This window comes from Limobrevibacterium gyesilva (assembly GCF_025989185.1).
GTDB lineage: Bacteria > Pseudomonadota > Alphaproteobacteria > Acetobacterales > Acetobacteraceae > Limobrevibacterium > Limobrevibacterium gyesilva.
In genome coordinates, this window is record NZ_JAPDNT010000002.1 from 97,740 (window position 1) to 123,588 (window position 25,849).

Annotated in this window: 22 protein-coding genes and 1 tRNA gene; 8 read left to right on the plus strand and 15 right to left on the minus strand. The window is 69.7% G+C overall.

Annotation, left to right across the window (positions count from 1 at the left end):
- Positions 1-2: 2 nt before the first annotated feature.
- The 3 genes from OL599_RS04445 to OL599_RS04455 are packed head-to-tail and all read right to left on the minus strand — an operon-like array spanning position 3 to position 3,186.
- Positions 3-1,253 carry a D-alanyl-D-alanine carboxypeptidase family protein gene (locus OL599_RS04445; protein ID WP_264712436.1) on the minus strand — a complete coding sequence of 417 codons (1,251 nt, stop codon included), beginning with the start codon at positions 1,251-1,253 and terminating at the stop codon, positions 3-5.
- 47 nt (positions 1,254-1,300) lie between these two features.
- The gene (locus tag OL599_RS04450; RefSeq protein ID WP_264712437.1) at positions 1,301-2,197 is read right to left on the minus strand and encodes an RlpA-like double-psi beta-barrel domain-containing protein; all 897 of its coding nucleotides are present in this window, start codon (positions 2,195-2,197) and stop codon (positions 1,301-1,303) included.
- A complete protein-coding gene (locus tag OL599_RS04455) occupies positions 2,194-3,186 on the minus strand; it encodes a lytic murein transglycosylase (RefSeq protein WP_264712438.1) in 993 nt (330 codons plus the stop codon). Before OL599_RS04455 ends, OL599_RS04450 begins: the two co-directional genes overlap by 4 nt.
- A gap of 116 nt (positions 3,187-3,302) precedes the next feature.
- Between OL599_RS04455 and OL599_RS26000 the strand changes: the two genes are divergently transcribed.
- Both OL599_RS26000 and OL599_RS04465 read left to right on the plus strand, forming a co-directional pair.
- On the plus strand, positions 3,303-4,700 hold the full coding sequence (locus OL599_RS26000; protein ID WP_264712439.1) for an MmgE/PrpD family protein: 1,398 nt from the start codon (positions 3,303-3,305) through the stop codon (positions 4,698-4,700).
- Complete coding sequence (locus OL599_RS04465) at positions 4,697-5,587, plus strand: GNAT family N-acetyltransferase (RefSeq protein ID WP_264712440.1); 891 nt, start codon at positions 4,697-4,699, stop codon at positions 5,585-5,587. Before OL599_RS26000 ends, OL599_RS04465 begins: the two co-directional genes overlap by 4 nt.
- On the opposite strand, the gene OL599_RS04470 is transcribed toward OL599_RS04465, so the two are convergent.
- From OL599_RS04470 to OL599_RS04490, 5 genes are all read right to left on the minus strand, one after another.
- Positions 5,559-6,752 carry an MFS transporter gene (locus OL599_RS04470; RefSeq protein ID WP_264712441.1) on the minus strand — a complete coding sequence of 398 codons (1,194 nt, stop codon included), beginning with the start codon at positions 6,750-6,752 and terminating at the stop codon, positions 5,559-5,561. The genes OL599_RS04465 and OL599_RS04470 overlap by 29 nt on opposite strands.
- Positions 6,753-6,849: 97 nt before the next feature.
- Positions 6,850-7,731, minus strand: coding sequence for a LysR family transcriptional regulator (locus OL599_RS04475; protein ID WP_264712442.1), 882 nt, complete (start codon positions 7,729-7,731; stop codon positions 6,850-6,852).
- 4 nt (positions 7,732-7,735) lie between these two features.
- Entirely contained in the window at positions 7,736-8,197 is a 462-nt protein-coding gene (locus tag OL599_RS04480; RefSeq protein WP_264712443.1) for a RidA family protein, read from the minus strand.
- 35 nt (positions 8,198-8,232) lie between these two features.
- The gene (locus OL599_RS04485; protein ID WP_264712444.1) at positions 8,233-9,240 is read right to left on the minus strand and encodes a lipid A deacylase LpxR family protein; all 1,008 of its coding nucleotides are present in this window, start codon (positions 9,238-9,240) and stop codon (positions 8,233-8,235) included.
- A gap of 112 nt (positions 9,241-9,352) precedes the next feature.
- Entirely contained in the window at positions 9,353-10,702 is a 1,350-nt protein-coding gene (locus tag OL599_RS04490) for a tetratricopeptide repeat protein (RefSeq protein WP_264712445.1), read from the minus strand.
- Between the two features lie 248 nt (positions 10,703-10,950).
- Here OL599_RS04490 and OL599_RS04495 point away from each other — a divergent pair, with 248 nt between their 5' ends.
- From OL599_RS04495 to ccmI, 4 genes are read left to right on the plus strand one after another with little or no spacing between them, the layout of a single operon-like run.
- A complete protein-coding gene (locus tag OL599_RS04495) occupies positions 10,951-12,933 on the plus strand; it encodes a heme lyase CcmF/NrfE family subunit (RefSeq protein ID WP_264712446.1) in 1,983 nt (660 codons plus the stop codon).
- Between the two features lie 4 nt (positions 12,934-12,937).
- Positions 12,938-13,477: a DsbE family thiol:disulfide interchange protein gene (locus OL599_RS04500; protein ID WP_347403187.1), complete on the plus strand. Its 540-nt coding sequence runs from the start codon at positions 12,938-12,940 to the stop codon at positions 13,475-13,477.
- Positions 13,474-13,944, plus strand: a complete 471-nt coding sequence (locus OL599_RS04505) for a cytochrome c-type biogenesis protein (protein ID WP_264712447.1) — start codon at positions 13,474-13,476, stop codon at positions 13,942-13,944. The genes OL599_RS04500 and OL599_RS04505 overlap by 4 nt, the downstream gene beginning before the upstream one ends.
- Positions 13,944-15,308, plus strand: coding sequence for a c-type cytochrome biogenesis protein CcmI (gene ccmI / locus OL599_RS04510; RefSeq protein ID WP_264712448.1), 1,365 nt, complete (start codon positions 13,944-13,946; stop codon positions 15,306-15,308). The genes OL599_RS04505 and ccmI overlap by 1 nt, the downstream gene beginning before the upstream one ends.
- Positions 15,309-15,325: 17 nt before the next feature.
- Here the strand turns inward: ccmI and OL599_RS04515 are convergent, their stop codons facing one another.
- From OL599_RS04515 to OL599_RS04545, 7 genes are all read right to left on the minus strand, one after another.
- Positions 15,326-15,631, minus strand: a complete 306-nt coding sequence (locus tag OL599_RS04515; protein WP_264712449.1) for a hypothetical protein — start codon at positions 15,629-15,631, stop codon at positions 15,326-15,328.
- Positions 15,632-15,640: 9 nt separating this feature from the next.
- Positions 15,641-18,322: a cation-translocating P-type ATPase gene (locus tag OL599_RS04520; protein WP_264712451.1), complete on the minus strand. Its 2,682-nt coding sequence runs from the start codon at positions 18,320-18,322 to the stop codon at positions 15,641-15,643.
- 183 nt (positions 18,323-18,505) lie between these two features.
- Positions 18,506-19,579 (minus strand): ABC transporter ATP-binding protein, encoded by a 1,074-nt coding sequence (locus tag OL599_RS04525; protein WP_264712452.1) that lies wholly within the window; start codon positions 19,577-19,579, stop codon positions 18,506-18,508.
- A 1-nt stretch (position 19,580) separates the two neighbouring features.
- Positions 19,581-21,335, minus strand: coding sequence for an ABC transporter permease (locus OL599_RS04530; protein WP_264712453.1), 1,755 nt, complete (start codon positions 21,333-21,335; stop codon positions 19,581-19,583).
- A gap of 85 nt (positions 21,336-21,420) precedes the next feature.
- Positions 21,421-22,479 (minus strand): ABC transporter substrate-binding protein, encoded by a 1,059-nt coding sequence (locus OL599_RS04535; RefSeq protein WP_264712454.1) that lies wholly within the window; start codon positions 22,477-22,479, stop codon positions 21,421-21,423.
- A gap of 94 nt (positions 22,480-22,573) precedes the next feature.
- Positions 22,574-23,386 carry an enoyl-CoA hydratase gene (locus tag OL599_RS04540; protein WP_264712455.1) on the minus strand — a complete coding sequence of 271 codons (813 nt, stop codon included), beginning with the start codon at positions 23,384-23,386 and terminating at the stop codon, positions 22,574-22,576.
- A 21-nt stretch (positions 23,387-23,407) separates the two neighbouring features.
- Positions 23,408-24,619 (minus strand): CaiB/BaiF CoA transferase family protein, encoded by a 1,212-nt coding sequence (locus OL599_RS04545; RefSeq protein WP_264712456.1) that lies wholly within the window; start codon positions 24,617-24,619, stop codon positions 23,408-23,410.
- A 305-nt stretch (positions 24,620-24,924) separates the two neighbouring features.
- Here OL599_RS04545 and OL599_RS04550 point away from each other — a divergent pair, with 305 nt between their 5' ends.
- On the plus strand, positions 24,925-25,566 hold the full coding sequence (locus OL599_RS04550) for an FCD domain-containing protein (protein ID WP_264712457.1): 642 nt from the start codon (positions 24,925-24,927) through the stop codon (positions 25,564-25,566).
- A gap of 99 nt (positions 25,567-25,665) precedes the next feature.
- A tRNA-Ser gene (locus OL599_RS04555) sits at positions 25,666-25,753 on the plus strand.
- Positions 25,754-25,849 lie beyond the last annotated feature (96 nt).

Consider the following 25,849-nt stretch of genomic DNA (forward strand, 5'->3'; position numbering starts at 1 on the left):
GCTCAGGAGCCGGTGACCATGCGCGTCAGCACGGCCATCGCCCGCCCCGGCAGCCCGATGCGCGGCACGTCGGCGCCGGCCAGCAGCGGCATGGACACGTCCGGCACGCCGGTGCCGGTCACGGTCAGGCGGCCCAACGTGGAGCCGCGGGTGATCGGGGCCGGAATCGGGCCGCTATATTCCACCGACACCTTGGCCTTGTTGCGCCAGCCCCGCGGCATCGTCACCACCAGGTCGCGCCCGCCCACCAGCGGCACGCTCGGCACCGCGCCGAGCCAGACCGGCGCCTGCTCGACGACGTCGCCGGCGGTGAACAGGACCACATCCTCGAACTCGCGGAAGCACCATTCCAGCAGCCGCTCGGCCTCCTCGCCGCGCTGATGCATCGTGGTCAGGCCGTTGATCACCACGATCACCCGGCGGCCGTTGCGCTGGGCGCTGACCACGATGCCATAGCCGCCGTCGTCGGTGTGGCCGGTCTTCAGCCCGTCGGCCAGGCCCTTCTGCACCAGAGTGTTGCGGTTCTGCTGGTCGATGTTGTTGTATTTGAAACTCTTTTCCGAGTCGTACTTGTAGTATTCCGGGAAATCCATGATCAGCCGCCGCGCCAGCACGGCGATGTCGCGGGCACTCATGCGGTGCTCGGGATCGGGCCAGCCGGTGGAGTTGCGGAAGGTGCTCTTCTCCAGCCCGATCTCCTGGGCCTTCTTGTTCATCAGTTCGACAAACTGCTCCTCGGAGCCGGCGATGCCCTCCGCCAGCACGATGCAGGCATCGTTGCCGGACTGCACGATCATGCCGCGGATCAGGTCCTCGACCTTCACCTGGGCGCCGATCGGCACGAACATCTTGGACCCGCCCATGCGCCAGGCGCGCTCGCTCACCGGCAGTTCCTGGTCCAGCCGCAGGCGCCCGGCCTTCAGCATGCCGTAGACGATATAGGCGGTCATCAGCTTGGTCATGGACGACGGCGTCATCGAGACGTCGGCGTCCTTGTCCAGCAGAGTCGCGCCGGTGTTGTAGTCGATCGCCACGGCGAACTTCGCCGCCGTATCCAGCGGCCCGACCGGCGTCTGCGCCGGGCTGCCGGTGGGCGGCGGCGGATCGGTCGGGCGGCGAGAGCGGCCGGGCGCTGCCGGCGGATGCGCGGGCGCGGGCCGCTTCGGCGCCTGGGCGGACGCGGGGGGCACCAATACGGCACCGACGGCGGACGTTGCCGCGCCGGACAACAGCAGGAAGCGACGGGTCAGCACAGCAATCCTCCTTTCGGCATCTGTAATCCTAGGACGAAGTCGCGCGCCTATTCGACGACGATCCGTGCATCGGTGGCCCCCGCGCGCAGCGCGCGCTCCAGCATCGCATCGGCCGCCGCGACGCTGGGAAGCGGGCCGATCCGCACCATGAAGGCTCGGTCGCGCGGCGCGTCGTAGCTGGTGGTGGCCCGCGCGCCCAGCGCCGCGAGGCGCTCGCGCAGGACGTCGGCATATTCGGGCCGGCTGAAGCCGCCGCAATCGATGAGCAACTGGCCGGGGACGACATAGACCTGGGTCACCGCTTCCGGCAGGCGCAGCGGCACCGCGGGCACGGCCGCATCGGCGGCGACGACGCGCGGCGCCGGGCCGGCGGGACCGGTCTGCCGCCGCGCGGACTGCCCAACGCCTGTGGGCGGCGCCAGACTCTCGGTCCGCACGGCGCCGGGCGGGGCCGTGGCGACGTTCAGCTGCGGCCCTTCCGGGCGCAGGTCGGCGGCCATGCGCCGGCTTTCGTTCTCCAGCACCTGCACGCGCACGCGGATCGCGCCGGGATCGGTCGCGGCCAGCAACTGGGCCGTGCGCCGGGTGATCTCGATCATGCGGCCGCGCTTGGCCGGTCCGCGGTCGTTGATGCGCACCAGCACCTGGCGCCCGTTCTCGAGATTGGTCAGCCGCGCCAGCGCCGGAAGCTGCAGCGTCGGGTGCGCTGCGGCCAGCGCCATCTGGTCGAACGCCTCGCCGTCGGCCGTGTACGGTCCGTGGCTTCCATACACGGCGGCAAGGCCGGTCTCGTTCAGCGAGAAGTCCTCGCGCGGGTAGTTCCACACGCCGCCGGCCTGGTAGGGGTTGCCGACCACGTAATGCAGCCCCGGCGCGGGTCCGCGCGGCGCGCACCCGCCGAAGACCGGCAGCAGCATCAGCAGCAGCGCAAGCGCGCGCTTCACGCGGTCACCCGGTCGCCGATCAGCCCCACCGACAGGCAGTAGAAATCCGAGGGATTGTAGCGGCGGATCGCCAGGAAGTTCGGGTGGCAGGCCAGGAACGCCTCGCCGCCCGGTCCGCCCGGCTGGATCACCGCGGCCATGGCATCCGCCGGCAGGGCGGCGCGGACCGGCTGCACGCCCAGCCGCGCCCAGTCCTCGATCCGCTTGCGGTTGTCGCGCCCGGCCATCGCGGGGTCGAACCCGCCGGGCAGGCGGGCCGGGACGCCCCAGGGCAGCCGGTCGCTCCAGCCGGATTTGGCGAGATAGTTGGCGACCGAGCCGAATACGTCGCCGACATCGCCCCAGATGTCGCGCTTGCCGGTGCCGGAGAAGTCCACGGCGAATTTCAGGAACGAGTCCGGCATGAACTGCGGCTGGCCCATCGCGCCCGCGTAGCTGCCGATCATCTTCTCGTGGGGAACGTCGCCGCTGTCGAGGATCTTCAGCGCGTCCATCAGCTCGCTGCGGAAGAAGGCCGCGCGGCGGCCCTCCCAGGCGAGCGTGGCCAGCGCCTCGATGACGTTGTAGCCGCCGCTGGACTGGCCGTAGTTCGATTCCAGGCCCCAGATGCCCATGATCGGACCGGCCGGCACCCGGAAGCGCTCGGTGACGCGGGCCAGCAAGGCGCGATGCTGGGCATAGAGCTCCCGCCCGCGGGCGATGCGCGCGTCGGAGACGATGCGGCTGCGGTACTGATCCCAGGTCATGGTGAACTCGGGCTGGCGGCGGTCCAGCTCGATGACCTTCTGGTTGACCTTCACGCCGGCGAAGGCGCGGTCCAGCGTGGCCTGGCGAATGCCGAGGCGCCGGGCGTCGGCTTTCACGCCGGCGACAAAGGCGGCGAAGCTGTCGGTGCCGGCGGCCGGCTTCGCGGCCGTCGGCGGCGCGGCGAACGCGGGCGCGGTCACGACCGCAGAGGCGGCGGCGAGCAGGGTGCGACGGTTGAGCATGCAGCAGCATGTGCCACGGGAGGCGAGTCGCAGGCAATCACGTCGCGGCGACCCTGCGCCGTTGGCAGCATCCCGGCTTTGCGCCTTAATGACGCAGCAGCCGGAGGAGCCATCCAGTGAGCGTGACCCAGGTCCTATCCGAGTTCAGCGCGGGCATCCGCCTGGACGCCCTGCCGCAAGACGTCGCGCAGCGCGCCCGCTTCCTCGTCCTCGATCTCGTCGGCAACATCGTGCGCGCCCGCCACGACGCCGAAAGCACGCCGCCGCTGCTGTCCGCCGCCCGCGCGCTCGGTTTCGCCGCCGGCAATTCCGGCGTGTTCGGCGACGCCTCGCGCTACACCCCCGCCGGCGCCGCCTTCCTGAACGGCGCGCTGGCGCATTCGCTCGATTTCGACGACACCCATGCCGCCGGCTCGCTGCATCCGGGCGCACCGGTGATCCCGGCCGCACTGGCCGCCGGCGAGATGGCCGGCGCCAAAGGGGCCGACGTTCTGGCGGCGATCGTGGCCGGCTACGAGGTCACCTGCCGGGTGGCGCTCGCCCTCCCCGCCGGCGAGCACTACAACCGCGGCTTCCACCCCACCGCCACCTGCGGGGTGTTCGGCGCCGCCGCCGCCGCCGCGCGCGTGTTCGGCCTGCCGGCGGCGGACATCGCCTCGGCGCTGGGCATCGCCTTGAGCCAGTCCGGGGGCAGCCTGCAGTTCCTGGCCAACGGCGCCTGGACCAAGCGCTTCCAGGTCGGCTGGGCGGCAATGGCGGGGCTCGCCGCCGCCACGCTGGCGCGCGAAGGCTTCAAGGGGGCCGCCGAGGCGCTGGAGGGCAAGCACGGCTTCATGCGCGCCTACGCCCCGAACCCGACGCCGGAGCGCGCGCTGCAGGACCTCGGCACGGTCTACGAGCTGATGAACACCGCGGTGAAGCCGTATCCGAGCTGCCGCTACGGCCATGCCGGCATCGACGCGGCGCTGCTGCTGCGCGCCGAGCTCGACCTCAAGCCCGAGGAGATCGAGAGCGTCACCTACGGCCTGTCCAACGCCGGCATGCTGCTGGTCGGGCTGCCGGCGGAGAAGAAGGCCAACCCGCAGAACGTCGTGGACGGCCAGTTCAGCGGCCCGTTCGTGCTGTCGAGCGCGCTGGTCACGGGCGCGATGGGCTGGGACAGCTACAAGTTGCTGAACGACCCGGTGATCCGCGCACTGCTGGCGAAGGTGCGCTGCGAGCACGATCCGGAGATCGAAGCCGAGTTCCCCCGCAACATGTCCGGCAAGATCACCCTGAAGGCGCGCGGCCAGAGCTTCGTGAAGAAAGTGGTGGTGCCGAAGGGCGAGCCCGACAACTTCCTGACCGAGGCCGAGCTGCGGGCGAAGTTCGCCGGGCTGGCCGCGTCCGTGCTGGGTGCGGACCGCAGCGCAGGGCTCGCCGACGCCGTGCTGGCGATCGACGGCACCGCCGACATCGCCGCGCTGATGCGCATGGCGGCGCCGATGCTGTCGGCGCGGCTGGCCGGCGATTGACCGGGGATCCCCGGGATCTCGGGCTGGCCTTCCGGGACCGCTACGGCGGCGACCCGGCGGCCCGGGACGCGCTCAACGGTCTGCTGCGCGAGGTGTTCGGGCTGGACCCCGCGATCCTGGACGTCGTCGGCGGCTGGGACCCGAGCTACACCCCGTTCTCCTGGTTCGATGCCGACGGGCGCTGTGTCGCCAATGCCGCCGCGATCGCGCTGCCGCTGGTCGTGGCTGGCGTGCGGATCGAGGCGCTGGGCATCCAGTCGGTGGCGGTGCATCCGGCGTGGCGCGGGCGCGGGTTGTTCCGCGACCTCATGGGCCGGGTGCTGGCCTGGTGCGACGCACGGGCGCGGCTGGTGCTGCTGATGACCGCGACACCGGCGCTGTATGACCGCTTCAGCTTTCGCGGGGTGCCCGAGCACGATTTCGCCGGCCCGGCGCCACGGCCCTTGCCGGCCGGCATGGCGCGCAGACTGATGCCGGGGCGTCCGGACGACATCGCTTTCCTGCGCCGGATGCTGGCGGCGCGCGCCCCGGTCTCCGCTGTCGTCGCCGTGGCGGAGAACGCGACGATGTTCCTGTACAAAGTCGCCACCCGCGACGGCATAGCCCTGCACCATGTGCCGGACCTCGACGCCGTGGTGGCCACCGTGACGCCGGATGCGGAAACGCTGCGCCTGATCGATGTGGTGGCGCCGCGGATCCCGCCGTTGGCTGGCATTCTTGGCGCCCTCGGCGTGGCGCCTTCACGCGCGGAGGTGTACTTCCCGCCGGATCGCCTGGGCTGGGACGCCTGCGCGCGGCCCGCTCCCGGCCCGGCGCGGCTGATGGCGCGCGGTCCCTTCGTGCCCGAGGGCACGGTGTTCATGCTGCCACCGACCGCCGCGTTCTGACCTGCCTGGCGCCGATTGCCCGCGCCACCACATCGACCGCCAGCGCCAGCGCCAGCGCAGCGGCGGCCACGGCGAACAGCGGCGCATAGGCCCCTCCGGTCTGCGCGAACAGGAACGAAAGACCGTAGGCGACTGCCGCCTGGAACAGCGCGAAAGAGGCCGTGGCCGCGCCCCACAGCGCCCGCTGCTGCGCAGGGTCGCCGGCCGCGAATTCGTGGAGACGGCCGAGAACCAGCGGCACGATCCCCGGCGTGAAGGCGCCCATGACGATGCAGGAGACGGCAAGCGGCAGGGTGCCGGTCGTCAGGATCGGCAGGATCACCGCCGCCGCCTGCACCACGAAGCCCAGCCGCAACGCGGTCCCGAACCCGGCCCGGTCCCCGACCCAGCCGGTGGCCATCGGGCCGGCGATGGCGGCGAATCCGTACAGTACCCAGAAGCCCGCACCCGCCTCGATCCCACGGCCGAGGCCGCGGGCCACGAAATCCACCAGGAACACCATGTGCGGCACCACGCCGACCGCATTCAGGCCGTATTCCAGCACCACCGCCCGTGCCGCCAGCGACGATCGCGCCGGGGGGGCCCTACGGGTCGCTGGAGCCACGCCGGCATCCGGCCAGCTGCGCCAGCACAGCGCGGTCAGCACCAGCGACAGCGCGCCCAGGACGCACCAGGTGGCGGCGATCCCGGCCTCCAGCAGCAACGGCACCAGGGTTCCTGATGCCGCCACACCCAGGCCGACGCCGGTGAAGATGAAGCCCCCGACCCGGCCGCGCAGCGCCGCCGGTGTGGAGGCCAGAACGGCCGGCGCCGCCAGGATCATGATCACGCCGCCAGCGAAGCCCGCGGCGAAGCGCCAGGCGAAGAACCACGCGAACGGCAGCCTGATGGCGCAGGCCAGGAACGCCACCCCCACCAACAGCATCATGCCGCGCAACACCGGCCGCACCGGCACCCTGGCGGCGATGCGTTGCGTGAGCAGCGCGCCAGCGAGGTATCCGGCCAGGTTGGCGGCGCCGAGATAGGCCGCCTGCCCCGGGCTGAACCACGCTGCGCCGATCAGGACCGGGATCAGCGGCGTGTAGGCGAAGCGCGCCAGCCCGATGCCCACCAGGCTTGAACACAGCCCGGCGAACGCTGCCTTTGCCGGCACCATGCGGCCCATCGCGCCCTCCATCCCGATGTCCGGAGCAGCCTAGGAGCGCTGATCCATCACGGATAATGGTTTGTTCAGGCGACAGGCATCTGAGAATAAGATGAATCTACCCCGCCAGCCGCATCGGCGCCGGCCGTGCCGCATCGAGGAAGGCGGCCATGGCGCTGGAAAGGTGCGCGTCGGCGCGGCGGATGAACATGGTTTCCACCCGCGCCTCCGCCGGGGGAAGCTCGTGCGTCGCCACCCGCCCCTCCCGCGCATCGGCGGCCACAACGGCGCGGGGCAGCAGCGTGACGCCGATGCCGGCGCCGACGCAGCCGATGATGCCGCCCAGGGTGCCGAACTCCATCGGCCGGACGCCGACGACGCCGCGCATGGCCAGGAACGCTTCCAGCCGCTGGCGATAGGCGCAGCCGGCGCGGAACACGATCATCTTCAGCCCGGCCTGCCGCGACAGATCGGCAGGATCGCGCACGCCGGGCGCGGTCACCAGGACCAGCTCCTCGCGGAACACCGCCGCTTCGGCCAGCGCCGGATGCTGCACGGGGCCGACCACGAAGGCGCCGTCCAGCCGGTGCTCCAGCACCTCGGTGATCAGGCAGGCGGAGGTGTTGGTGACCAGGGTCAGATCCACATGCGGATGCGCCGAGGTGAAGGCCGACAGGATCGGCGGCAGGCGCAGGGCGGCGGTGGTTTCCAGGCTGCCGATCATCAACGCGCCGCGCGCGACGCCGTCATCGATCACCGCCAGCCGTGCCTGCGCCAGCAGCTCGGCCATCTGCTCCGCATACGGCAGCAGGCGCCGCCCGGCCTCGGTCAGCGTGACGCCGCTGTGGTGGCGATGGAACAGCGCCGCGCCCAGTTCCTGCTCCAGCATGCGGATGCGGGTGGTGACGTTGGACTGCACCGTGTTGAGCACGGCGGCGGCGCGGCCCATGCCGCCCGCGCGTGCCACCGCCTGGAAGATCCGCAGGTCCGATGCGTCCATCGTGTCAGCCTTTCAGCAGGACAATCGCCTCGATCTCCACCGAGATATCGTTCGGCAGGCTGCCCATGCCAACGGCCGAGCGCGCCGGGCGGCCGTTTTCGCCGAACACGTCGACGAACAGGTCGGTGCAGCCATTGATCACCTTCGGATGCTCGCCGAAATCGGGCACCGCGTTGACCATGCCGAGAACCTTCAGGATCGTGTCGACACGATCGAGCGAGCCCAATGCCGCGCGCATGTTGGTCAGCAGGTTGAGGCCGCATTGCCGGGCGGCCTGATAGGCCTGGTCGACGGTCAGCACCGCGCCGACCTTGCCGGTGGTGCTGCTGCCGTCGGCGTGGCGCGGGCCGACGCCGGACATGAACAGCAGCCCGCCACCGATGCGATACGGCACGTAGTTGCCGATCGGCTTCGGCGGTGGGGGCAGGACCAGTCCAAGCTCGGTCACGCGTGCCTCGGCGCTCATGCGCGCTTCTCCCTCGTTGCTACACATGGAACGCGTCAGAACCGGACCGACAAGGCAAGCGAGCCGAACTGGTGCAGGCCGCCCTTCTGGTGGCGGAATTCCTGCGTCTGCACCACTTGCGTGTAACTCAGCCGCGCGCCGTAGGCGAGCACCGCGAAACCGAACTGCGCCTCGCCGACATAAGGGATGCGCTTCACGCTGTTGCTGTTCTGGAAGATGTTGCCGTCCAGCGTGATGTCATGCGCCACCGCCTGGCCGTTCCCGCCGGCGAAAAAATACCAGCCGAATTTCCGCGTCCGCGTGAAAGCGTCGCCGCCGGACAGGCCCGGGCGCACCCGCGCCACGCCGAAATCGGCGTCAAGCCCCTGGCCCACACGGAACGTGACGCCGGTCAGCGCATAGACGCGCACGGTGCCGACACCGGCGGTCAGCTCCGGCAGCGCTTCGGTTTCCAGGTTGCCGATGGTGCCGGTTTTCAGGCGCCAGACGCGGCTGCTGGTGATCTGCAGCATCGGCTCGTTGTTCAGCTGGGTGTCCCAGCCGAAGTCCTTCTTCTGGCCGATCACGCTGTGGACGAAGTCCTGCGCCTGCTTTCCCAGCGCGGCGGGGCCGACCATGCCCAGGCCCAGGGTGAAGGTGCTGCGGCTGGTGGCGGTGTCGGAGATCAGGCCGAACGTACCCATCATCACGCCGGCATAGGGCCGGTCGCCCGGGGGCGGAATCGCCACCTTGGTGTCGAACGGCGTGTAGATCTGCTGCGTGAGGTCGAACACCATGCGCTGGCGGCCGTTGCCCCACAGCTTCTGCCCGACCCCGGCGAGCCAGTCCGGTGCGGCGTCGGTGGGCGATGCCCAGCTGATGCGCAGGCCGTTGGTGTAGTACCGGTCCGTCACGGTCGCCGAGCTGACCGACGCGTTCTCGTCCTGGATGGTCCACACGCTGGACGGATCGGCCGGCGGCAGTTGCGCCAGCGCCGGGCCGCAGACAAGCGCGGCGCCGGCCAGTGCGGCGGTGCAAAGCAGCTGGCGAGGGCGATGGGTCATAGGATCTCCAGGGCGAACGCTGTCCGACAGATAACCTCTTGCCGAGCGATCCGGAACCCCCGACGAAGCATCGCACGACAACCTGATGCACTCACGCCACAATCTGGTGCATTCACACCACGACCTGACATGCGGCGTCGCGCCAGCCGGCCCAGCGCTGGGGCGGCAAGGCGCGCCGCCCGGTGACGCGTTCGAGGATCATCCGCACGTCCGCGGTCAGGCCGGCCCGCAAGGCGGCGTCGAGGAAAAGCTGTTCCAGCACGTCCTGCTGGGTGTGGCTGCCGCCGAGGCGGTACATGCCGCTCAATGCCGGGCGCATGAGCGCCACCGCCTCGGCATGGCGGCCAGCACGGTGGGCGCGGACGGCCTCGCTCACCGGCAGGGCGTAGTCGCGCACGATCGGGGCCACGGTGCCGCCGGCATTGCCGCCGGCGCGCATCGCGCCCACCAGCCGGTCCGCCGCATCGGCTCGCCCGGCGGCGGCCAGCGCCATCATCCAGTGCGGCAGGGTGAAGGCCGACAGGCAGTCGCCGATGCGGGCCTCGGCCTTGTCGGCCAGCTCGTCCCAGCGCGCGCCGACAGCGATGCCCAGCCGTTCCAGCCGGAACAGCATGGATGCGGCGTTCTGGATGTCGATATAGACGTCCGGCTGGGCCATGGTCAGCGGCGAGGCTAGGTTGCGGAAGCGGGTGTCGTACAGCTCCAGCACGGTTGCCGTGTCGCCATGCTCCAGGTGGAACAGGGCGCAATGCCACCACAGATGGTGCTGCAGGTTGTTAGCGCCCTCCCAATGCGGCGCCAGCGCCGTCAGCCATTGCAGGCCCTCGCTGCGCCGGCCCTGCATCTCCATCACATGCGCGACGGCGTGGGCGGCCCAGAGATCGCCGGGGTCGATCTCGATCGCCCGCCGCCCGGACGGCTCCGCGGCCAGGTAGTTGCCGCATTCCTCCTGCGCGAAGCAGCGGCAGGCCAGCACCGCGGCATAGCCCGGCAGCGCTTCGGACCAGTGCGGCATCACCCGTTCCACCGAGGCCGCCATGTCCTGCGGCCGGCCGAGCCAGAAATTGGTGAAATGCGCGAGGCGGAAGGCCAGCACGTCGTGCGGGTGGTCGCCCAGGATGTGTTCCCAGACCGCGATCGCGCCGTCGATGTCGCCCCCTGCCCAGCGCCCCAGGGCATCGACATGGGCCTGCTCGCGCGGCGTGGCCCGCGCGGTCAGCCGGCGCGCCGTCTGCGCGGCCGCCTCCGCCACCGGCACCACCGCCTGCTTGTAGGCGAGCATGGCCACGTAGCCTTGCAGGCAATGCGCCAGCCCGAACGCGGGGGCCGCCTGCAGCAGGGCCGCGACCCGCTGCGGCAGGTCGGCACGGTATTTCAGGTATCCCATGACGGCATGGTCGAAGGCCGCGGCCGCGGCGTCGGAGTCCGTCGTGATCGTCAGTCCGTGAGCGTCCTGGCGCATGGGGATTCTCCTGGGCGGCGACCTTTTCATGGTCCCCAGGGCCGGTCAACGCGGACGTGGCGCGCCTGCCCGGCGGCGCACCCTATCCTTCGCCCCCATTCTTTGCTTAATGGCGGCGTGCGAATTCAGTCCCTTGCCCCGCGGCCATCGGCCGTATTGCCGGGATCGCCGGGTGCGACCATGTGGTGCGTTGCCGCGCATGCGCTGCGTGCCCGCGATGCCGCGGTGGCGATCGAAGCGGGGAAAACATGATTGTCGAGATCGGCCATTTCGCCCTGATCCTTGCGCTGGTCGTGGCGATCGTGCAGGCGGCGCTGCCGCTGGCGGGTGCCGCGCGCGGCAACGTCGCCTGGATGGAGGTGGGCCGGTCAACGGCCTTGGCGCAGTTCCTGCTGATGGCCATCGCCATGGCGGCGCTGATGCACGCCTATGTCACGTCGGACTTCACCGTGGTGAACGTCATCGAGAACAGCCACACCGACAAGCCGCTGCTCTACAAGATCACCGGCGTGTGGGGGAACCACGAAGGCTCGATGCTGCTGTGGGTCTTCATCCTGTCGTTGTGCGGGGCGGCGGTGGCGCTGTTCAGCAACAACCTGCCGCCGGCCCTGCGCGCCCGCGTGCTGGCCGTGCAAGGGATGATCGGCACCGGGTTTCTGCTGTTCATCCTGCTCACGTCCAACCCGTTCCTGCGTGAGCTGCCGCCGCCGTTGAACGGGCGCGGCCTCAACCCGGTGCTGCAGGACCCCGGCCTCGCCTTCCATCCACCGTTTCTCTATCTCGGCTATGTCGGCTTCTCGGTGTCGTTCTGCTTCGCGGTGGCGGCGCTGATCGAGGGCCGCGTCGATTCCGCGTGGGCGCGCTGGGTGCGGCCCTGGACGCTGGCGTCCTGGTGCGCGCTGACCATCGGCATCGCCATGGGAAGCTGGTGGGCCTACTACACGCTGGGCTGGGGCGGATGGTGGTTCTGGGACCCGGTCGAGAACGCGTCGTTCCTGCCCTGGCTGGTCGGCACCGCGCTGATCCATTCGGCGATCGTGGTGGAGAAGCGCGACACGCTGAAAAGCTGGACCGTGCTGCTGGCGATCATCACCTTTTCGCTCTCGCTGGTCGGCACCTTCCTGGTGCGTTCGGGCGTGCTTACCTCCGTTCACGCCTTCGCCGTCGATCCGGCCCGCGGCAGCTTCATCCTGTTGCTGCTGCTGGTCGCCATCGGCGGGTCGCTCGCGCTGTATGCAGTGCGGGCGCCGGCGCTGAAAGGCGGCGGGCTGTTCGCGCCGGTCTCGCGCGAGGGCGCCCTGGTGCTCAACAACCTGCTGCTGTCCACCGGTGCCGCGACGGTGTTCCTGGGCACGCTGTACCCGTTGTTCCTCGATGCCGTGGGCGGGCCCAAGCTGTCGGTGGGGCCGCCGTTCTACAACAAGACCTTCGTGCCGCTGATGGTGCCGGTGCTGGTGGCGGTGGCCGCCGGCCCGCTGCTGGCGTGGAAGCGCGGCGACCTGCTGGGCGCGCTGCAGCGGCTGTGGGCGGCGTTCGCGGCGGCGGTCGTCGTGGTGCTCGGCGCGCTGTACGTGACCAGCGGCGGCCCGGTGCTGGCGGTGCTCGGCCTGGGGCTCGCGGCCTGGACCTTCGTCGGCGTGCTGGCCGAATGGACCGAGCGGCTGAAGCTGTTCCGCATTCCCGCGCGGGACAGCTGGCGCCGCGCCCGCAACCTGCCGCGCTCGGCCCATGGCATGACGCTGGCCCATCTCGGCCTGGCCATCTCGGTGGCCGGCATCGCCGCCTCCGCATTCGAGGTCGAGCATATCGACATCGTCGCCCCCGGCGGCGACCTGCCGCTGGCCGGGTACACGCTGCATCTCGACAAGGTCGAGAAGCTGCAAGGGGCCAATTATGTCGCCGACGACGCCACCATCACCGTGAAACGCGGCGACGCGGTGATCGCGGTGGTGCATCCACAGCGGCGCTTCTTCCCGCTGCAGCAGCAGACCACCAGCGAGACGGCGATCCGCACCAACTTCCTGGCCGACCTGTACATCGCCCTGGGCGAGCCCGACCAGGCCGGCGGCTGGACCATCCGCGCCTACTGGAAGCCGCTGGTGCCGTGGATCTGGATCGGCGCGGTGTTCATGGCCTTCGGCGGCGTGGTCAGCCTCAGCGACCGGCGCTGGCGCGTGGGCGTGGCCTCCCGCCTGCGGGCCCCCGCCGCGCAAGCCGCCGCCGGAGACTGACGCCATGATGCGCCGCGCCTTGTTCCTGTTGCCGGTCGCGCTTTTCCTTGCGCTCGCCGGCTATTTCGCCCTGGCCCTGCGGCCGGACCGCGATCCCCAGGCGCTGCCTTCGGCGCTGATCGACAAGCCGGCGCCCGCGTTCACGCTCGCCAGCCTCGACGGCGGCGGCAACCTCAGCAGCGACGGCCTCAAGGGCCAAGTGGTCGTGGTCAACTTCTTCGCCTCGTGGTGCGTGCCGTGCCGCATCGAGCATCCGCTGCTGATGCGGCTGGCGACGCAGGAGCGCGTGCCGATCTACGGCATCGCCTACAAGGACAAGCCGGAGGACTCCCGGCGCATCCTGGCCCAGCTCGGTGATCCCTATCGCGGCACCGGCGTCGATCGGGACGGCGGGACGGGGTTCGATTTCGGCGTCTACGGCGTGCCCGAGACCTATGTGATCGATCGTTCCGGCCATATCCGCCAGCGCTTCGTCGGCCCGCTGACCGCCGAGGTCGTGGAGAAGGAGCTGCTGCCGCTGCTGAAGCAGCTCAACCGCTCGTGAGGCGCGCGCTCGCAACGCTGCTGGTGCTGCTGGCGCTGGCCGGCGCGGCGCTGGCGGTGACGCCATCGGAGCGGCTGGCCGATCCGGCGCTGGAAGCGCGGGCGCGCGAGATCAGCAAGGGCCTGCGCTGCCTGGTGTGCCAGAACGAGTCCATCGATGACTCGAATGCCGACCTCGCGCATGACGTGCGCGTGAAGCTGCGCGAACGCCTGCTGGCGGGCGATAGCGACGCCCAGGCCGTGCAGTTCATCGTCGACCGCTACGGCGATTTCGTGCTGCTGCAGCCGCCGATGCGGCCGGCGACCTATGTGCTGTGGTTCGGCCCCGGGGCGGTGCTGCTGCTGGCGGCCGGTGGCATGGCGATCGCCTTCCGCCGCCGCCATGCCACAGACGACGCCGTGCCGCCGCCGCTGAGCGATGCCGAGCGGGAACGCCTCGACCGGCTGATGCGGGAGACCGAGGGCTGATGCTGCTGGCCATTGCGCTCGCCGCGATCACGGTCGCGGTGCTGGCGATCGCGTTCCTGCCGCTGCTGAAGGGCGTGCGCGCGGCACCCGGGCGCGCCCAGTTCGACCGCGCGGTCTATCGTGACCAGATCAAGGAACTGGAGCGCGAGGTCGCCGAGGGCCTGGTCCCGGAGAAGGAGGCGCAGGCCGCGCGGCTGGAGATCCAGCGGCGCCTGCTGATGGAGGAGTCGCAGACCGGCACGACGGCGCAACAGCCGGCACCGAGCCCCCGCCTGGCGTTGGCGCTGTGCCTGCTCGCCGCCGGCGGCGCCGGTTTGCTGTATCTGCAGCTGGGCGCCCCCGCGGTGCCCGACATGCCCTATGCCACGCGGTCGCCCGCCGCCGTGGCCGATGCCGCGCAGGCGAAACTGGCGCAGGATGCCGCGGCGTTGGAGAAGAAGCTGCAGACGGAGCCGGCCAATGCCGACGGCTGGCAGCAGCTGGGACGCATGGCGGCGGCCCTCCGCCAATGGCAGCGCAGCGCGGGCGCCTATCAGCGCGCGTTGCACCTGGCCCCGTCCGCGCCGGGCGTCGCCGCTGCCTATGGCGAGATGCTGACCCTCGCGGCTGGCGGCATCGTCACGCCGGCGGCGAACGACGCCTTCCGGGCGGCCATCGCGCAGGATCCCACGGACGAGGCCGCACGTTTCTACCTGGCACTGGCCGACGCGCAGGCCGGCCGGGCCGAGCCGGCGATCAAGGCCTGGCTGGCGCTCGCCGCCGAGCTGCCGGAGGACACGCCGATGCGCGAGGAAATCGCGCGGCGCCTCGCCGAGACCGCGGCCAAGGCCGGGCTGCCCGCGTCGCCTTTGCCGGCCGGCCGGCCGGCGCCGGGCCCGGATGCCGACGCGGCGGCGGCAGCGGCGGCGATGCCGGCGGCCCAGCGCGACGAGATGATCCGCGGCATGGTCGCCCGGCTGGCGGAACGGCTCGCGGCCCAGCCAGAGGACGCCGAGGGCTGGTTGCGGCTAGGGCGCGCCTATGCCGTGCTGAACGAGCCGGAGAAGGCCGCCGACGCCTATGACCGCGCCGCCGCGCTGCGCCCGGGTGACATGTCGATCCTGCTGCAGGAAGTGGCGGCGCTGCTCGACAACCACGCGCCAGGCAAGCCGGTGCCGCCACGCGCCATCACCTTGCTCCGCCGCATCGAGGCTGCCAACCCGTCGCAGCCGGAGGTGCTGTGGTATCTCGGCCTCGCCGCGGCGGAAGAGCGGCGCTTCGACGAGGCCGAACGCTACTGGACGCGGCTGCTGGCATTGCTGCCGGCGGACAGCCCGGCGCAGAAGATGGTCCGCAGCGCGCTGGACGCGATCCGGCGCAATTAGCAGGCCGGGCCAGGATTCTATCGGCCCTTGGTATCGGAAGAGTGGAGCCGGCGGCAAAGGGCGTCCCAGCCATCGAGCGCGACCTCCAGGCCGCGCAGCATCGGGCGGCGGAGAAATGGCAGATCCTGCGCGAGCAGCAGCCCGCCAAGCGGAATCATCCAGAAACCGAGAACCGGCAGGAAGCCCAGCACGCCGAACGCAACAAGGATGACGGCGGCCGGGATGCGGATCAGGCGGGCCTGCGGCCGCAGCAGCCACTCCACCACGGGACGAGCCCAGGGCGGAAGGCGCGCGACGAGACGTTCCAACTCATGGTCGGCCACCGGCCCACGTCATGCTTTCCCTGACGGGCTGTCAACCGCCGGCATCTGGCGGGCATGTGCACGGGAGCGGACGACATATTTGTCGATCTCGATCGCGGCGAACACGACGCTTGACAGCACGAACGTCATCAGCAGCTCGACGGCCGTCAGCGGCGAGGTTCCGAACAACGGGTTGAGCGGCGGGATGTAGATGACGGCCAGCTGCAGCACGATCGTCAGCACGACCGCACCGAGAAGCGGCAGGTTCGAGCGCAGGCCCTGCTGGAACAGCGAGTCCCGATCCGACCGGACGGCCATGACCTGCCCCATCTGCGAAAGCGTCAACACCGTGAAGGTCATGGTCTGCCAGTGCTCCAGCCCGGCGCCGATGGCGTACGCCTGGGTCAGGAGGGTCACGCCGGCCATCAGCAACCCGAACCATAGCATATGCCGCACCATTCCCCGTGCGAGCAGCCCCTCCTGCGGCGGCCGGGGCGGGCGTTGCATCACGCCCCGCTCGGCCGACTCGGCGGCCAGGGCAAGTCCGGGCAGCCCATCGGTGACCAGATTGATCCACAGGATCTGGATGGGCAGCAGCGGCAGTGGCAATCCGAGGAAGGGCGCGAGGAAGACGGTCCAGATCTCCGCCGTGTTGCAGGTGACGACGTAGCGAACGAACTTGCGGATATTGTCGTAGATGCGCCGGCCTTCGCGCACCGCCGTCACGATGGTGGCGAAGTTATCGTCGAGCAGCACCAGGCTCGCGGATTCGCGCGCCACATCGGTGCCCGCCTGGCCCATCGCGATCCCGATGTCAGCGCGCGCCAGGGCCGGCGCGTCGTTCACGCCATCGCCGGTCATGGCGACGATCTCGCCCTGTTCCTGCAGCGCTGCGACGATGCGGATCTTCTGCGCCGGATCGACGCGGGCGTAGACGCGTATCTGCGCCACGCGACGCCGCAACTCCGCCTCTGGCAGCATCCGCAATTCGCGACCGGTCAGCACCATGCCGCCCTCGGTCAGAATGCCGAGTTGCCGGGCGATGGCGCGCGCGGTTGCCAGATGGTCGCCGGTGATCATCACCGGCACGATTCCGGCGGCGCGGCAGGTCGCCACCGCCGTCTTCACCTCCTCGCGCGGCGGATCGACCAGCCCGACCAGGCCCAGCAGCGTGAGGTCGTGCTCGAGCGCCCCGGGCGGGTCGTTGCCGGGCAGCATATCCCATCGCCGGCAGGCCACCGCGAGGACCCGCAGCCCGTCCTCTGCCATGCGTTCGGCCGCGCGGGTGGCCTGTTCCGGGTCAAGCGGAACCACGCCATCGCCAATTGCCATGCCGGTGCAGAGCGCGAGCACGATTTCCGGTGCGCCCTTGGTGTAGGCAATGAACCCGCCGCCGTCGAGATGCACGGTTGTCATTCGCTTGCGCTCTGAGTCGAACGGCTGCTCCATCACCCGCGCGGCATTCCGCTCGAGCGCGGCCTTGTCGATCCCCGCGTCCGCGGCCGCCTGCCAGAGCGCGACCTCGGTCGGATCGCCGAGCGGCCTGCCGTCCGGAGCACGAACCACATCGTTGCAGAGCGCCATCGCCCGCAGCAGCGCGTCGGCCGGCGGACGCGCCGGATCGAGGGCGACGGACGCGATGTGCCCGCCGCCAATGAACGCTTCCACCACACGCATCTCGTTGCGCGTGAGCGTGCCGGTCTTGTCGGAGCAGATATAGGTCACCGAGCCCAGCGTCTCGACCGCTGGCAGCCGGCGGATCAGCGCGTTGCCACGCGCCATGCGGCCGGCGCCCAATGCCAGCAGAACGGTGACGACCGCGGGCATCGCCTCGGGGATGGCGGCGACCGCAAGACTGACCGCGGTCAGCAGCATCAGCAGCGCAGGCTCGCCGCGCAGGAGACCGATGACGAAGACGAGCGCGCAGATCGCCAGCGCGCCAATGGCGAGCTGCTGGCCGAAAACGGTGAGGCGCCGCTGCAGCGGCGTGCGGGTTTCGCCGACGCTCTCCAGCATGCCGGCGATCCGGCCCAGTTCGGTTTGCATGCCGGTGGCAACGGCAACCCCGCGGCCGCGGCCGTACATCACCGCCGTCCCCTTGAACGCCATGTTGTGGCGGTCGCCAAGCGGCAGGCCGGGATCTGCGAGCGGGCCGGCCAGCTTCTCCGCCGGCAACGACTCGCCGGTAAGCGCGGCCTCGCCCAATTTGAGGTCGACGGCCTCGACCAGCCGGAGATCGGCCGGCACGGCATTGCCGGCCTCCAGCAGCACGACGTCGCCGGGCACAAGGGCTTCGGCAGGCACGGCCTGCGGTTGGCCGTCGCGGACCACCGTGGCAGTGGCCGCCGCCATGCGCTTCAACGCCTCCATCGCACGCTCGGCGCGGAGTTCCTGCGCGAAACTCACGGCCGCGTTGAGCACCACGATACCGAGGATGACGAGCGTATCCTCCAGGTTGCCGAGCATGCCGGAGATCACGGCGGCGGCGATCAGCAACAGGATCATGAAGTCGGTGACCTGCGCGAGCAGCATACGCAGCTTGCTGCGCCGCGCCTTCTCGCGGATCGCGTTCGGTCCGTACCGAGCCTGGCGCGCCCCCACTTCGCGGGCCGGCAGCCCACGGGCCGGGTCGGACCCGAGCCGCGCTGCCACGGCGTCCGCGTCCAGAGTGTGCCACGTGGGCGCTACCGACGGCGTTTCCTCAACCGCCATCGGGATGCTCCAGGGGGTTGAGCCAGCGCATCATAACCGGTGCCGGTCTCGATCCGGCCGGCCGGCTGGAGGGGCGCGCCTGTTGACGCGGCGCTGGCCGTGCTCAACGCGCCATGGAGCGCGATCCTACCGGCCTTCCGCCGTGCCGCCGCCTTGAGACCGTCGCGTGCGTCGAATACAGCGTCAGCCGACCAGGGCCATCTGCCGCGGATCGAATTCGAGCCACACGCTCTCGCCCACATCGTGCACCTGCAATGGCGGCGCGGCCACGCGCAGTTGCAAGGCGCTGCCACGTGGCGCCACCATATAGTCCCAGCATTCGCCAAGATACGTCCGGCCGATCACATCCGCCGCGAGCATCGGGCGTTGTGACGCGTCTGCGGGGGGCACGTTATGCAGGCACATGCCTTGCGGGCGCACCGAGAACAGCACGTCGCGCGGCGCGCCCTCGGCGGCAATGCCGATCTGCGCCGCATTGAAGGCGAAGCCCGTGAACCCGACCTCGCCGCCTTCGAGCCGCGCCTGCAGCAGGTTGGTACGCCCGATGAAGCCGGCGACGAAGCGCGTGCGCGGCCGGGTGTAGAGCAGATGCGGCACGTCCAGCTGCTCGATCCGCCCGGCATGCATCACCGCGATCCGGTCCGACGTCGCCATGGCCTCGGCCTGGTCGTGGGTGACGTAGACGGTGGTGAAGCGGAACTCGTCGTGCAGGCGCCGGATCTCGAAGCGCATCTCCTCGCGCAGATTGGCGTCGAGATTGGACAGCGGTTCGTCCAGCAGCAGCACCGATGGCTTGACCACGATGGCGCGCGCCAGCGCCACGCGCTGCTGCTGGCCACCTGACAGTTCGGCGGGATAGCGCTCCGCCAGATGGCCCATCTGCACGATGCCCAGGATCTCGCGCACGCGCTGCCGCAGCTCGTCCGCGGGCAGCTTGCGCAGCTTGAGGCCGAAGGCGACGTTCTCGGCCACCGTCATGTTCGGCCAGATCGCGTAGCTCTGGAAGATCATCGACATCCGACGCCGCTCCGGCGGCACCACGCCCGCCGGTGACGACAGTTCCTGTCCGTCCATCTCGATGCTGCCCGCCGTGGGCGCGACGAAGCCCGCGATCATGCGCAGGGTTGTCGTCTTGCCGCAGCCGGACGGCCCGAGCAGCGAGACGAACTCGCCCTCCTCCAATGTGAGGTCGACGCCGTCGACGACGGTGGTGGCACCGAAGGTCTTGGTCAGGCCGCGCAGACGCAGGCGGGACATGTCACATTCTCCGCAGCATGAAATCGCGCCCGGCCAGCTTCATGCCGATGCCGACGAGCACCATGGTGATGGTGAGCAGGATGCCCCCGAAGGCAGCGAGCTGCTCGAAATTGCCGGCCTCGCTGAGGTCGTAGAGCAGCACCGCCATGGTCCGCGTCTTCGGCCCGACCAGGAAGATCGCGGCGGACAACTCGCGCGAGGCGACGATGAACACGATCAGCCAGCCGCCGATCAGGCTTTTGCGCACCAGCGGCGCAGTGATCTGCGCGATCGTGCGCAGCCGGCCGCTGCCGAGAATGCGCGCGGCCTCTTCCATTTCCGGATGCACGGCGCGCAGGGCCGCGGTGGAGCTGGCGAAGGCGATCGGCAGAAAGCGCGCGGTGAATGCCAGGATGAGGATGGCGGCGGTGCCGTAGAGCGCCACCGGCGGCGCCGCATAGGCGGCGTAGAAGCCGATCGCCATGACGATGCCGGGGATGACGAACGGCGCCATGGCGAGGAACGACAGCACGCCGCCGAACGGCACCAGCCGCCGGTTGACGATATAGGCCACGAGCAGCGCGATCAGCACCGCGAGCGTCGCCGCGGCGGCCGAATACCACAGCGTGTTCCAGATCGAGATCAGCGCCATCTCGTGGCGGAAGATCAGGAAGGTGTAGTTGTTCAGCGTCAGGTTGTCGAAGCTGAGGCCGCGCCCCCAGGCCTTGGCGAACGATGCCTGCAGCAGCACCAGCAGCGGCATCGCCACCGCGAGTGCCCCGACCAGCCCGCACCATCCGAACAGCGCCCAGCGCCAGGCGCCCAGGCGGATCGGCCGGCGCTCGCCGCCCTTGCCGGTTTGCGATACATAGCCTTTGCGCGCCAGCATCAGCTTCTGGCTGCCGATCAGCGCCATCGTGATGAGCAGCAACGGCATGGCGTAGGCCGCCGCCACTTCCACGCGCACGGGATATTCGAAGAACTGCCAGAGCTGCGTCGTGACGACGTTGATCCGCGCGGGAATGCCGATGATTGCCGGCGTGCCGAACAGCGCCACCGTCTCCAGGAAAACGAGGATGATGCCGCCCAGGATCGACGGCCAGACCAGCGGCAGCGTGATCTTGCGGGTGGCAGCGGCGGTGCCGGCGCCGAGGATGTTGGCGGCGTCCTCCATCTCCGAGGACACCAGGTCGAGTGCCGACTTCACGAAGATGAAGATCAGCGGGAACGAGTGCAGCGCGATGACGAAGGCAAGGCCGGGGAAGCTGTAGATATTGACCAGAGCGCTGTCGGTGCCGCTGATCCAGTGCCAGACCGTGTTGATGACGCCGGAGTTCGGCCCCGCCAGCAGGATCCAGCCGATGGCGCCGAGATAGGGCGGCACCACGAAGGCCCCCATCACCACGAACCACACCAGCGCCTTTCCCGGCATGTCCGTGCGCGACACCGCCCAGGCCATCGGCACCGCGAACAGCACCGCGAGCGCCGAGGATGCCACGCCGAGAACCAGCGAGTTGCCGAGGGCTTCGAGATAGCGGGCGCGCCCATAGGCCTGGAGATAGTTGTTGAAAGTGAACGTGCCGCTGCCCAGCCGCTCGAAGCTGACGGCAAGCAGCTTCAGCATCGGCCCCGCGACGAGAAACAACAGGACGACGATCAGCGCCACCCAGATCAGCGTTGCCGGCTCGATCATGCGCAGCCGGGCGAGCGCGCCGGCCCTGCGTTGCCCACGGGAAGCGGCCAGAGCCGGCACCGGAGCAGCAGCGTTTTCGGTCATGGTTCAGCGCCCGCTTTGTGGAGACGGTGTGACCGCGATCCCGCGGGCTCCGCGCATGGAGCCCGTGGGTCCGGCCGGGCGATGGTCAGACACCAAACGTGTCGCGCCACAATTCCTTGATCTCGGGCACGCCGGTTTCGATCTCCTCGGTGGTCGGCTGGACCAGCTTGATCTGGTCGATCGGCCTGGAGCCGGCCGGCGACGGCACGTCCGAGCGCAGCGGCAAGTTGAAGAACTCCCCGGCCGCCTTCGAGAAGCCGGGCGCGGCCGCGAACTCCATGAACAATTTCGCTGCATTCGGGTGCGGCGCGTTCTTGGGAATGCCGCTCGGCGAGGGCACCAGCAGCGTGCCGTCGGTCGGGTAGATCAGCTCGATCGGATTGCCGCGCGACATGCTGTACAGGGTCGTTCCGATCGGCACGCCCAGGCCGACCGTGCGCTCGCCGGCATTCAGCATGGTGACCGGATCCTGGCTGGAGCGGCCGATCTGCGGCCGGCTGCGCTCCAGCGTCTTGAAATAGTCCCAGCCATAGAGCTTGCGCAGCAGGACACACAGCGTGCCGATGGCGCCGCTGTAGCCCGGATGGCCGATGGCGACCTGGTTCTTCCATTTGCCGTCGATCGCGTCCTTCCAGGACTTCGGCGCATCGGCGGCCGGGACCTTGGCCGTGTTGTAGGCCATCAGGTAGAGGCCGAGATACGAGATGTGGAAGTAGTCGTCGGGGTCGAGATTGCGCACGGCCTCGAGCACGCCGTCGATGTTCTTCGGCCGGTACTGCATGTACATGCCTTCCCGCTTCAGGAAGGTCGAATGGCTGATATCGGTCGAACTGAAGACGTCGCATTGCGCCACGCCCGCACGCACGTCCTGCGACAGGCGCTGGAAGGCGACCTGCGAGGTGCTGCGGACCACGTTCACCTTCACGCCCGGATACTGGCGGGTGAACGCGGCGCCGACCGCCTCGGAGGATTCGGCGCTGAGCTGACCGGAATACCAGGTCAGCTCCCCTTCCCGCTTCGCCGCCGCGTAGAGTTCCGCCTCGTGCGGCGGCAACGCCTGGGCGGCGGCCTGCCGCATGGCGGTGCCGCCGATCGCGAACCCGGCGGCGCCGGTGAACAGTTGGCGTTTCGTGATCTTCGTCATTCTCGCATGCCTCCCCGCAATCTTGTCGTGCGCATTTTCTGCTGCTTGTCGGCCGCCGCCGGAACCGGTGCGGATGGCCGCAGTCCAGTCTCTGTCAACGTCCGGAAAATCGCGGCGGCCGCTTCTCCATGAAAGCCCCGCGCCCTTCCGCGTAGTCCGCACTGTCGAAGCAGGCGCGGTTTAGCGTCTCGACCCGCGCGCGGTCGCGCTTGTCCGGATCGCCCGCAATCTGCTCGATCGCTTCCTTCGAGGCGCGGATCGACAGCGGCGCATTGCGCGCCATGCCTTGCGCCAGTTCCATCACCGCCACTTCCAGCTCCGCCGGCTCGACGACGCGGTTCACCAGGCCGAAGGACAGCGCCTCGGCAGCCGTGAGCAGCCGGCCCGTGAACATGATCTCCTTGGCGATAGCGGGGCCGACCAGGGCAACCAGACGCTGCAGGCTTTCATAGGCGTAGGAGACGCCGAGCCGTGCGGCGGGAATGCCGAAGCGGCTGTCGGAGGAGGCGATGCGCATGTCGGCCACCAACGCGGTCGCGCAGCCGCCGCCGACGCAGAAGCCCTGGACCATGGCGATCAGCGGTTTGCCCAGTGCCTCCAGCCGCTGACGGGCGGCGCTCGACCGGCGCGAGTACTCGACCTCCGCGGTTGCGTCGGCGCGGATCTTCTCGAACTCGCTGATGTCCGCGCCCGAGGCGAACGCCTTGCCGCCGGCGCCGTGCATCACCACGACCCGCACGCCATCGTCAGCAGCAAAGTGTTCGGCCGCCAGTGTCACCGCGTCCCACATCTCCCGCGAGATCGCATTGCGCTTTTCCGGCTGGTTAAACGTCAGCCAGCCGATGCCGTCCTGCGTGCGGGCGAGAATCTTGCCGGTCGGCAGCGTGATATGCGTAGCCCCATCCATGGTCAGCCGCTCCCGCTGTTGTCAGACGACGCGCTTGGCGCGCAGCGCCGCGATGGCCTCGGCGCCGTAGCCGAGCTCGGCCAGCACGGCGTCCGTGTGCTCGCCGGCATCCGGCGTCGGCCGCCGGATCGTGTCTTCCACGCCGCTGAGGTTGATCGGGGTGCCGACGACGCGCTGCGGACCCAGGCGGGCATGCTCCGTCGCGCGGGCCAGGCCGAGATGCTGCACCTGCGGATCCGCGAACACCTGGTCGATGGTGTTGATCGGGCCGCACGGAATCCCGGCGGCGTCGAACACCTCGATCCAGTGCTGGCTCGGCTGCTGGATGGTCACTTCGGCGATGGCGCGGTTGATTTCGGCGCGGTGGCGCGACCGGCCATCGCCGGTGCCCCAGTCGCCCTGCGTGGTCCATTCCGGCTTGCCGATGGCGTTGCAGAACCGCTCCCACATGCGTGCCGAGGACGCCGCCATCACGATCGGCCGATCGGCGGTGGGGTACACGCCGGTCGGGATCGAGGTCGGATGGTCGTTGCCCGCCTGCCCCGCGATCTCGCCGGCCAGCAGCCAGCGCGAGGCCTGGAAATCCAGCATGAACACCATGGCTTCGAGCAGGCTGGTCTGGACCCAGCCCCCCTGCCCGGTCCGCTCGCGCCGGAACAACGCCATCATCACGCCGAGAGCCAGCAGATTGCCCGCTGTGAGGTCGGCGATGGGGATGCCGACACGGACCGGGCCCTGGCCGGGAAGCCCGGTAATGCTCATCAGCCCACCCATGCCCTGGGCGATCTGGTCGACCCCGGCGCGATGCCCGTATGGCCCGTCCTGGCCGAAGCCGGAGATCGAGGCGTAGACGATGCGCGGATTCACTCGCCGCACGCTCTCGAAATCCACGCCCAGGCGGTATTTCACCGCGGCGCGCATGTTCTCGACGACGACGTCGGCGCGCTCTGCGAGCGCCATGAAGATCTGCTTGCCTTCCGCGGATTTCAGGTCGAGCTGCATGGCCCGCTTGTTGCGGTGCAGATTCTGGAAATCGAACCCGTCGCGGTTGCCGGTGATCTCGCCGTCGCCGCTGGCCGGCGGCTCGATGCGGATGACATCGGCGCCCCAGTCGGCGAGATGGCGCACGCAGGTGGGACCGGCCCGCGCCAAGGTGAGGTCAAGGACGCGGATTCCCTTGAGCGGCAGCGCGTCGAGACTGTCCGGGTGGATGTGCGCCGCGGCGTCGTTCATGAGAGCACCGCCTGGCTGGACGATGACGGGACGCCGTCATCCCCGGTCGCGCCGGGCGCATATCGACAAATGACGCAGGCTTTCATCGCCGCCTTCCTGTTTCGCTTCCGAACCCTGAAGGCAAGACTAGGCAGAGCGCATCAGGATTGTAAACAGTTGAAAGTGCCGTTAGCATTCCAATCGCGCCACAGCATGACATCCAGGAAGAATTTCAAGGATTTTCAGGCGATATCCAGGTGACCAAGCCATCTACAATTCCGGACGACGATCCGGCATCGACACATTCAACGCCGCTGGGCAGGCGCGTGCAAGCGGAGCTTGAGGAGTTGATCTCCCAGGGTCATCTGCGCTCCGGCGAACGGTTGAACGAGGTGACTCTGGCCCGGCGCCTGGGTGTCAGCCGCGGGCCGGTGCGGGAGGCCGCGCGGGCGCTGGAGCGCAAGGGGCTCGTCACCGTGATCATGAACCGCGGCGCCTTCGTCCGGACGCTCACCATCGACGAGGCGATGGAGATCTACGACCTCAACGCCGTTCTGTTCGGCTTCGCCGCCTCGCGCGTCGCCGCCGCCGTGACGGCCGCCCAGGCGATCGAGCTGCGTGACCTGGTCGACGGCATGGATCGCGCCGGCGCCGCGATGGACCGCGAGGCGTTCTTCGCCCTCAATGTGCGCTTCCACGAAAGCATCCTGGCCTTCGCCGGAAATCGGCAACTGGAAGCGGTCTACGCCGAGTACACGCGCAAGCTGCTGCTGCTGCGCCGCCGTTCGTTCGACCGGCAGGCGACGATGGCGGAGGCGAACGCCGAGCACCGCCGGGTGCTGGACGCCATCCTCGCCGGCGACCCCGAACAGGCCCGCCGGCGTGCCGAGGAACACACACGCTCCGGTCGCGCACGCTTCCTCAGCGCCATCGACTACACGGCCCCGGACGAGTCGGGGGCCATGTGACGCCGGCGACGGCGTGGCCGGAGAATGTGCGCTATCATTTCCTGAGTACGGCGGAGGTCTTGCCCCAGGTCACTGAGTGGCATAACGCCTTCCCGGCAAGGATGGGTGGCCGAGTGGTTTAAGGCAGCGGTCTTGAAAACCGCCAACCCGCAAGGGTTCGTGGGTTCGAATCCCACCCCATCCGCCATCCCCCCAATTCACCGAACTCCATAACGGACGATCGACAGCATTGCCGGGTGTGTTGTGGCGCTATCACATCCAGCGGATGACAGCCGCCACCGGC

Bases quoted from the DNA above. Each gene is read 5' to 3' on its own strand.
- OL599_RS04455 (WP_264712438.1), bottom strand. From the start codon at position 3,186: ATGCTCAACCGTCGCACCCTGCTCGCCGCCGCCTCTGCGGTCGTGACC.
- OL599_RS04470 (WP_264712441.1), bottom strand. From the start codon at position 6,752: ATGGGCCGCATGGTGCCGGCAAAGGCAGCGTTCGCCGGGCTGTGTTCA.
- OL599_RS04475 (WP_264712442.1), bottom strand. From the start codon at position 7,731: ATGGACGCATCGGACCTGCGGATCTTCCAGGCGGTGGCACGCGCGGGC.
- OL599_RS04480 (WP_264712443.1), bottom strand. From the start codon at position 8,197: ATGAGCGCCGAGGCACGCGTGACCGAGCTTGGACTGGTCCTGCCCCCA.
- OL599_RS04485 (WP_264712444.1), bottom strand. From the start codon at position 9,240: ATGACCCATCGCCCTCGCCAGCTGCTTTGCACCGCCGCACTGGCCGGC.
- OL599_RS04490 (WP_264712445.1), bottom strand. From the start codon at position 10,702: ATGCGCCAGGACGCTCACGGACTGACGATCACGACGGACTCCGACGCC.
- OL599_RS04495 (WP_264712446.1), top strand. From the start codon at position 10,951: ATGATTGTCGAGATCGGCCATTTCGCCCTGATCCTTGCGCTGGTCGTG.
- OL599_RS04500 (WP_347403187.1), top strand. From the start codon at position 12,938: ATGATGCGCCGCGCCTTGTTCCTGTTGCCGGTCGCGCTTTTCCTTGCG.
- ccmI (WP_264712448.1), top strand. From the start codon at position 13,944: ATGCTGCTGGCCATTGCGCTCGCCGCGATCACGGTCGCGGTGCTGGCG.
- OL599_RS04520 (WP_264712451.1), bottom strand. From the start codon at position 18,322: ATGGCGGTTGAGGAAACGCCGTCGGTAGCGCCCACGTGGCACACTCTG.
- OL599_RS04525 (WP_264712452.1), bottom strand. From the start codon at position 19,579: ATGTCCCGCCTGCGTCTGCGCGGCCTGACCAAGACCTTCGGTGCCACC.
- OL599_RS04530 (WP_264712453.1), bottom strand. From the start codon at position 21,335: ATGACCGAAAACGCTGCTGCTCCGGTGCCGGCTCTGGCCGCTTCCCGT.
- OL599_RS04535 (WP_264712454.1), bottom strand. From the start codon at position 22,479: ATGACGAAGATCACGAAACGCCAACTGTTCACCGGCGCCGCCGGGTTC.
- OL599_RS04540 (WP_264712455.1), bottom strand. From the start codon at position 23,386: ATGGATGGGGCTACGCATATCACGCTGCCGACCGGCAAGATTCTCGCC.
- OL599_RS04545 (WP_264712456.1), bottom strand. From the start codon at position 24,619: ATGAACGACGCCGCGGCGCACATCCACCCGGACAGTCTCGACGCGCTG.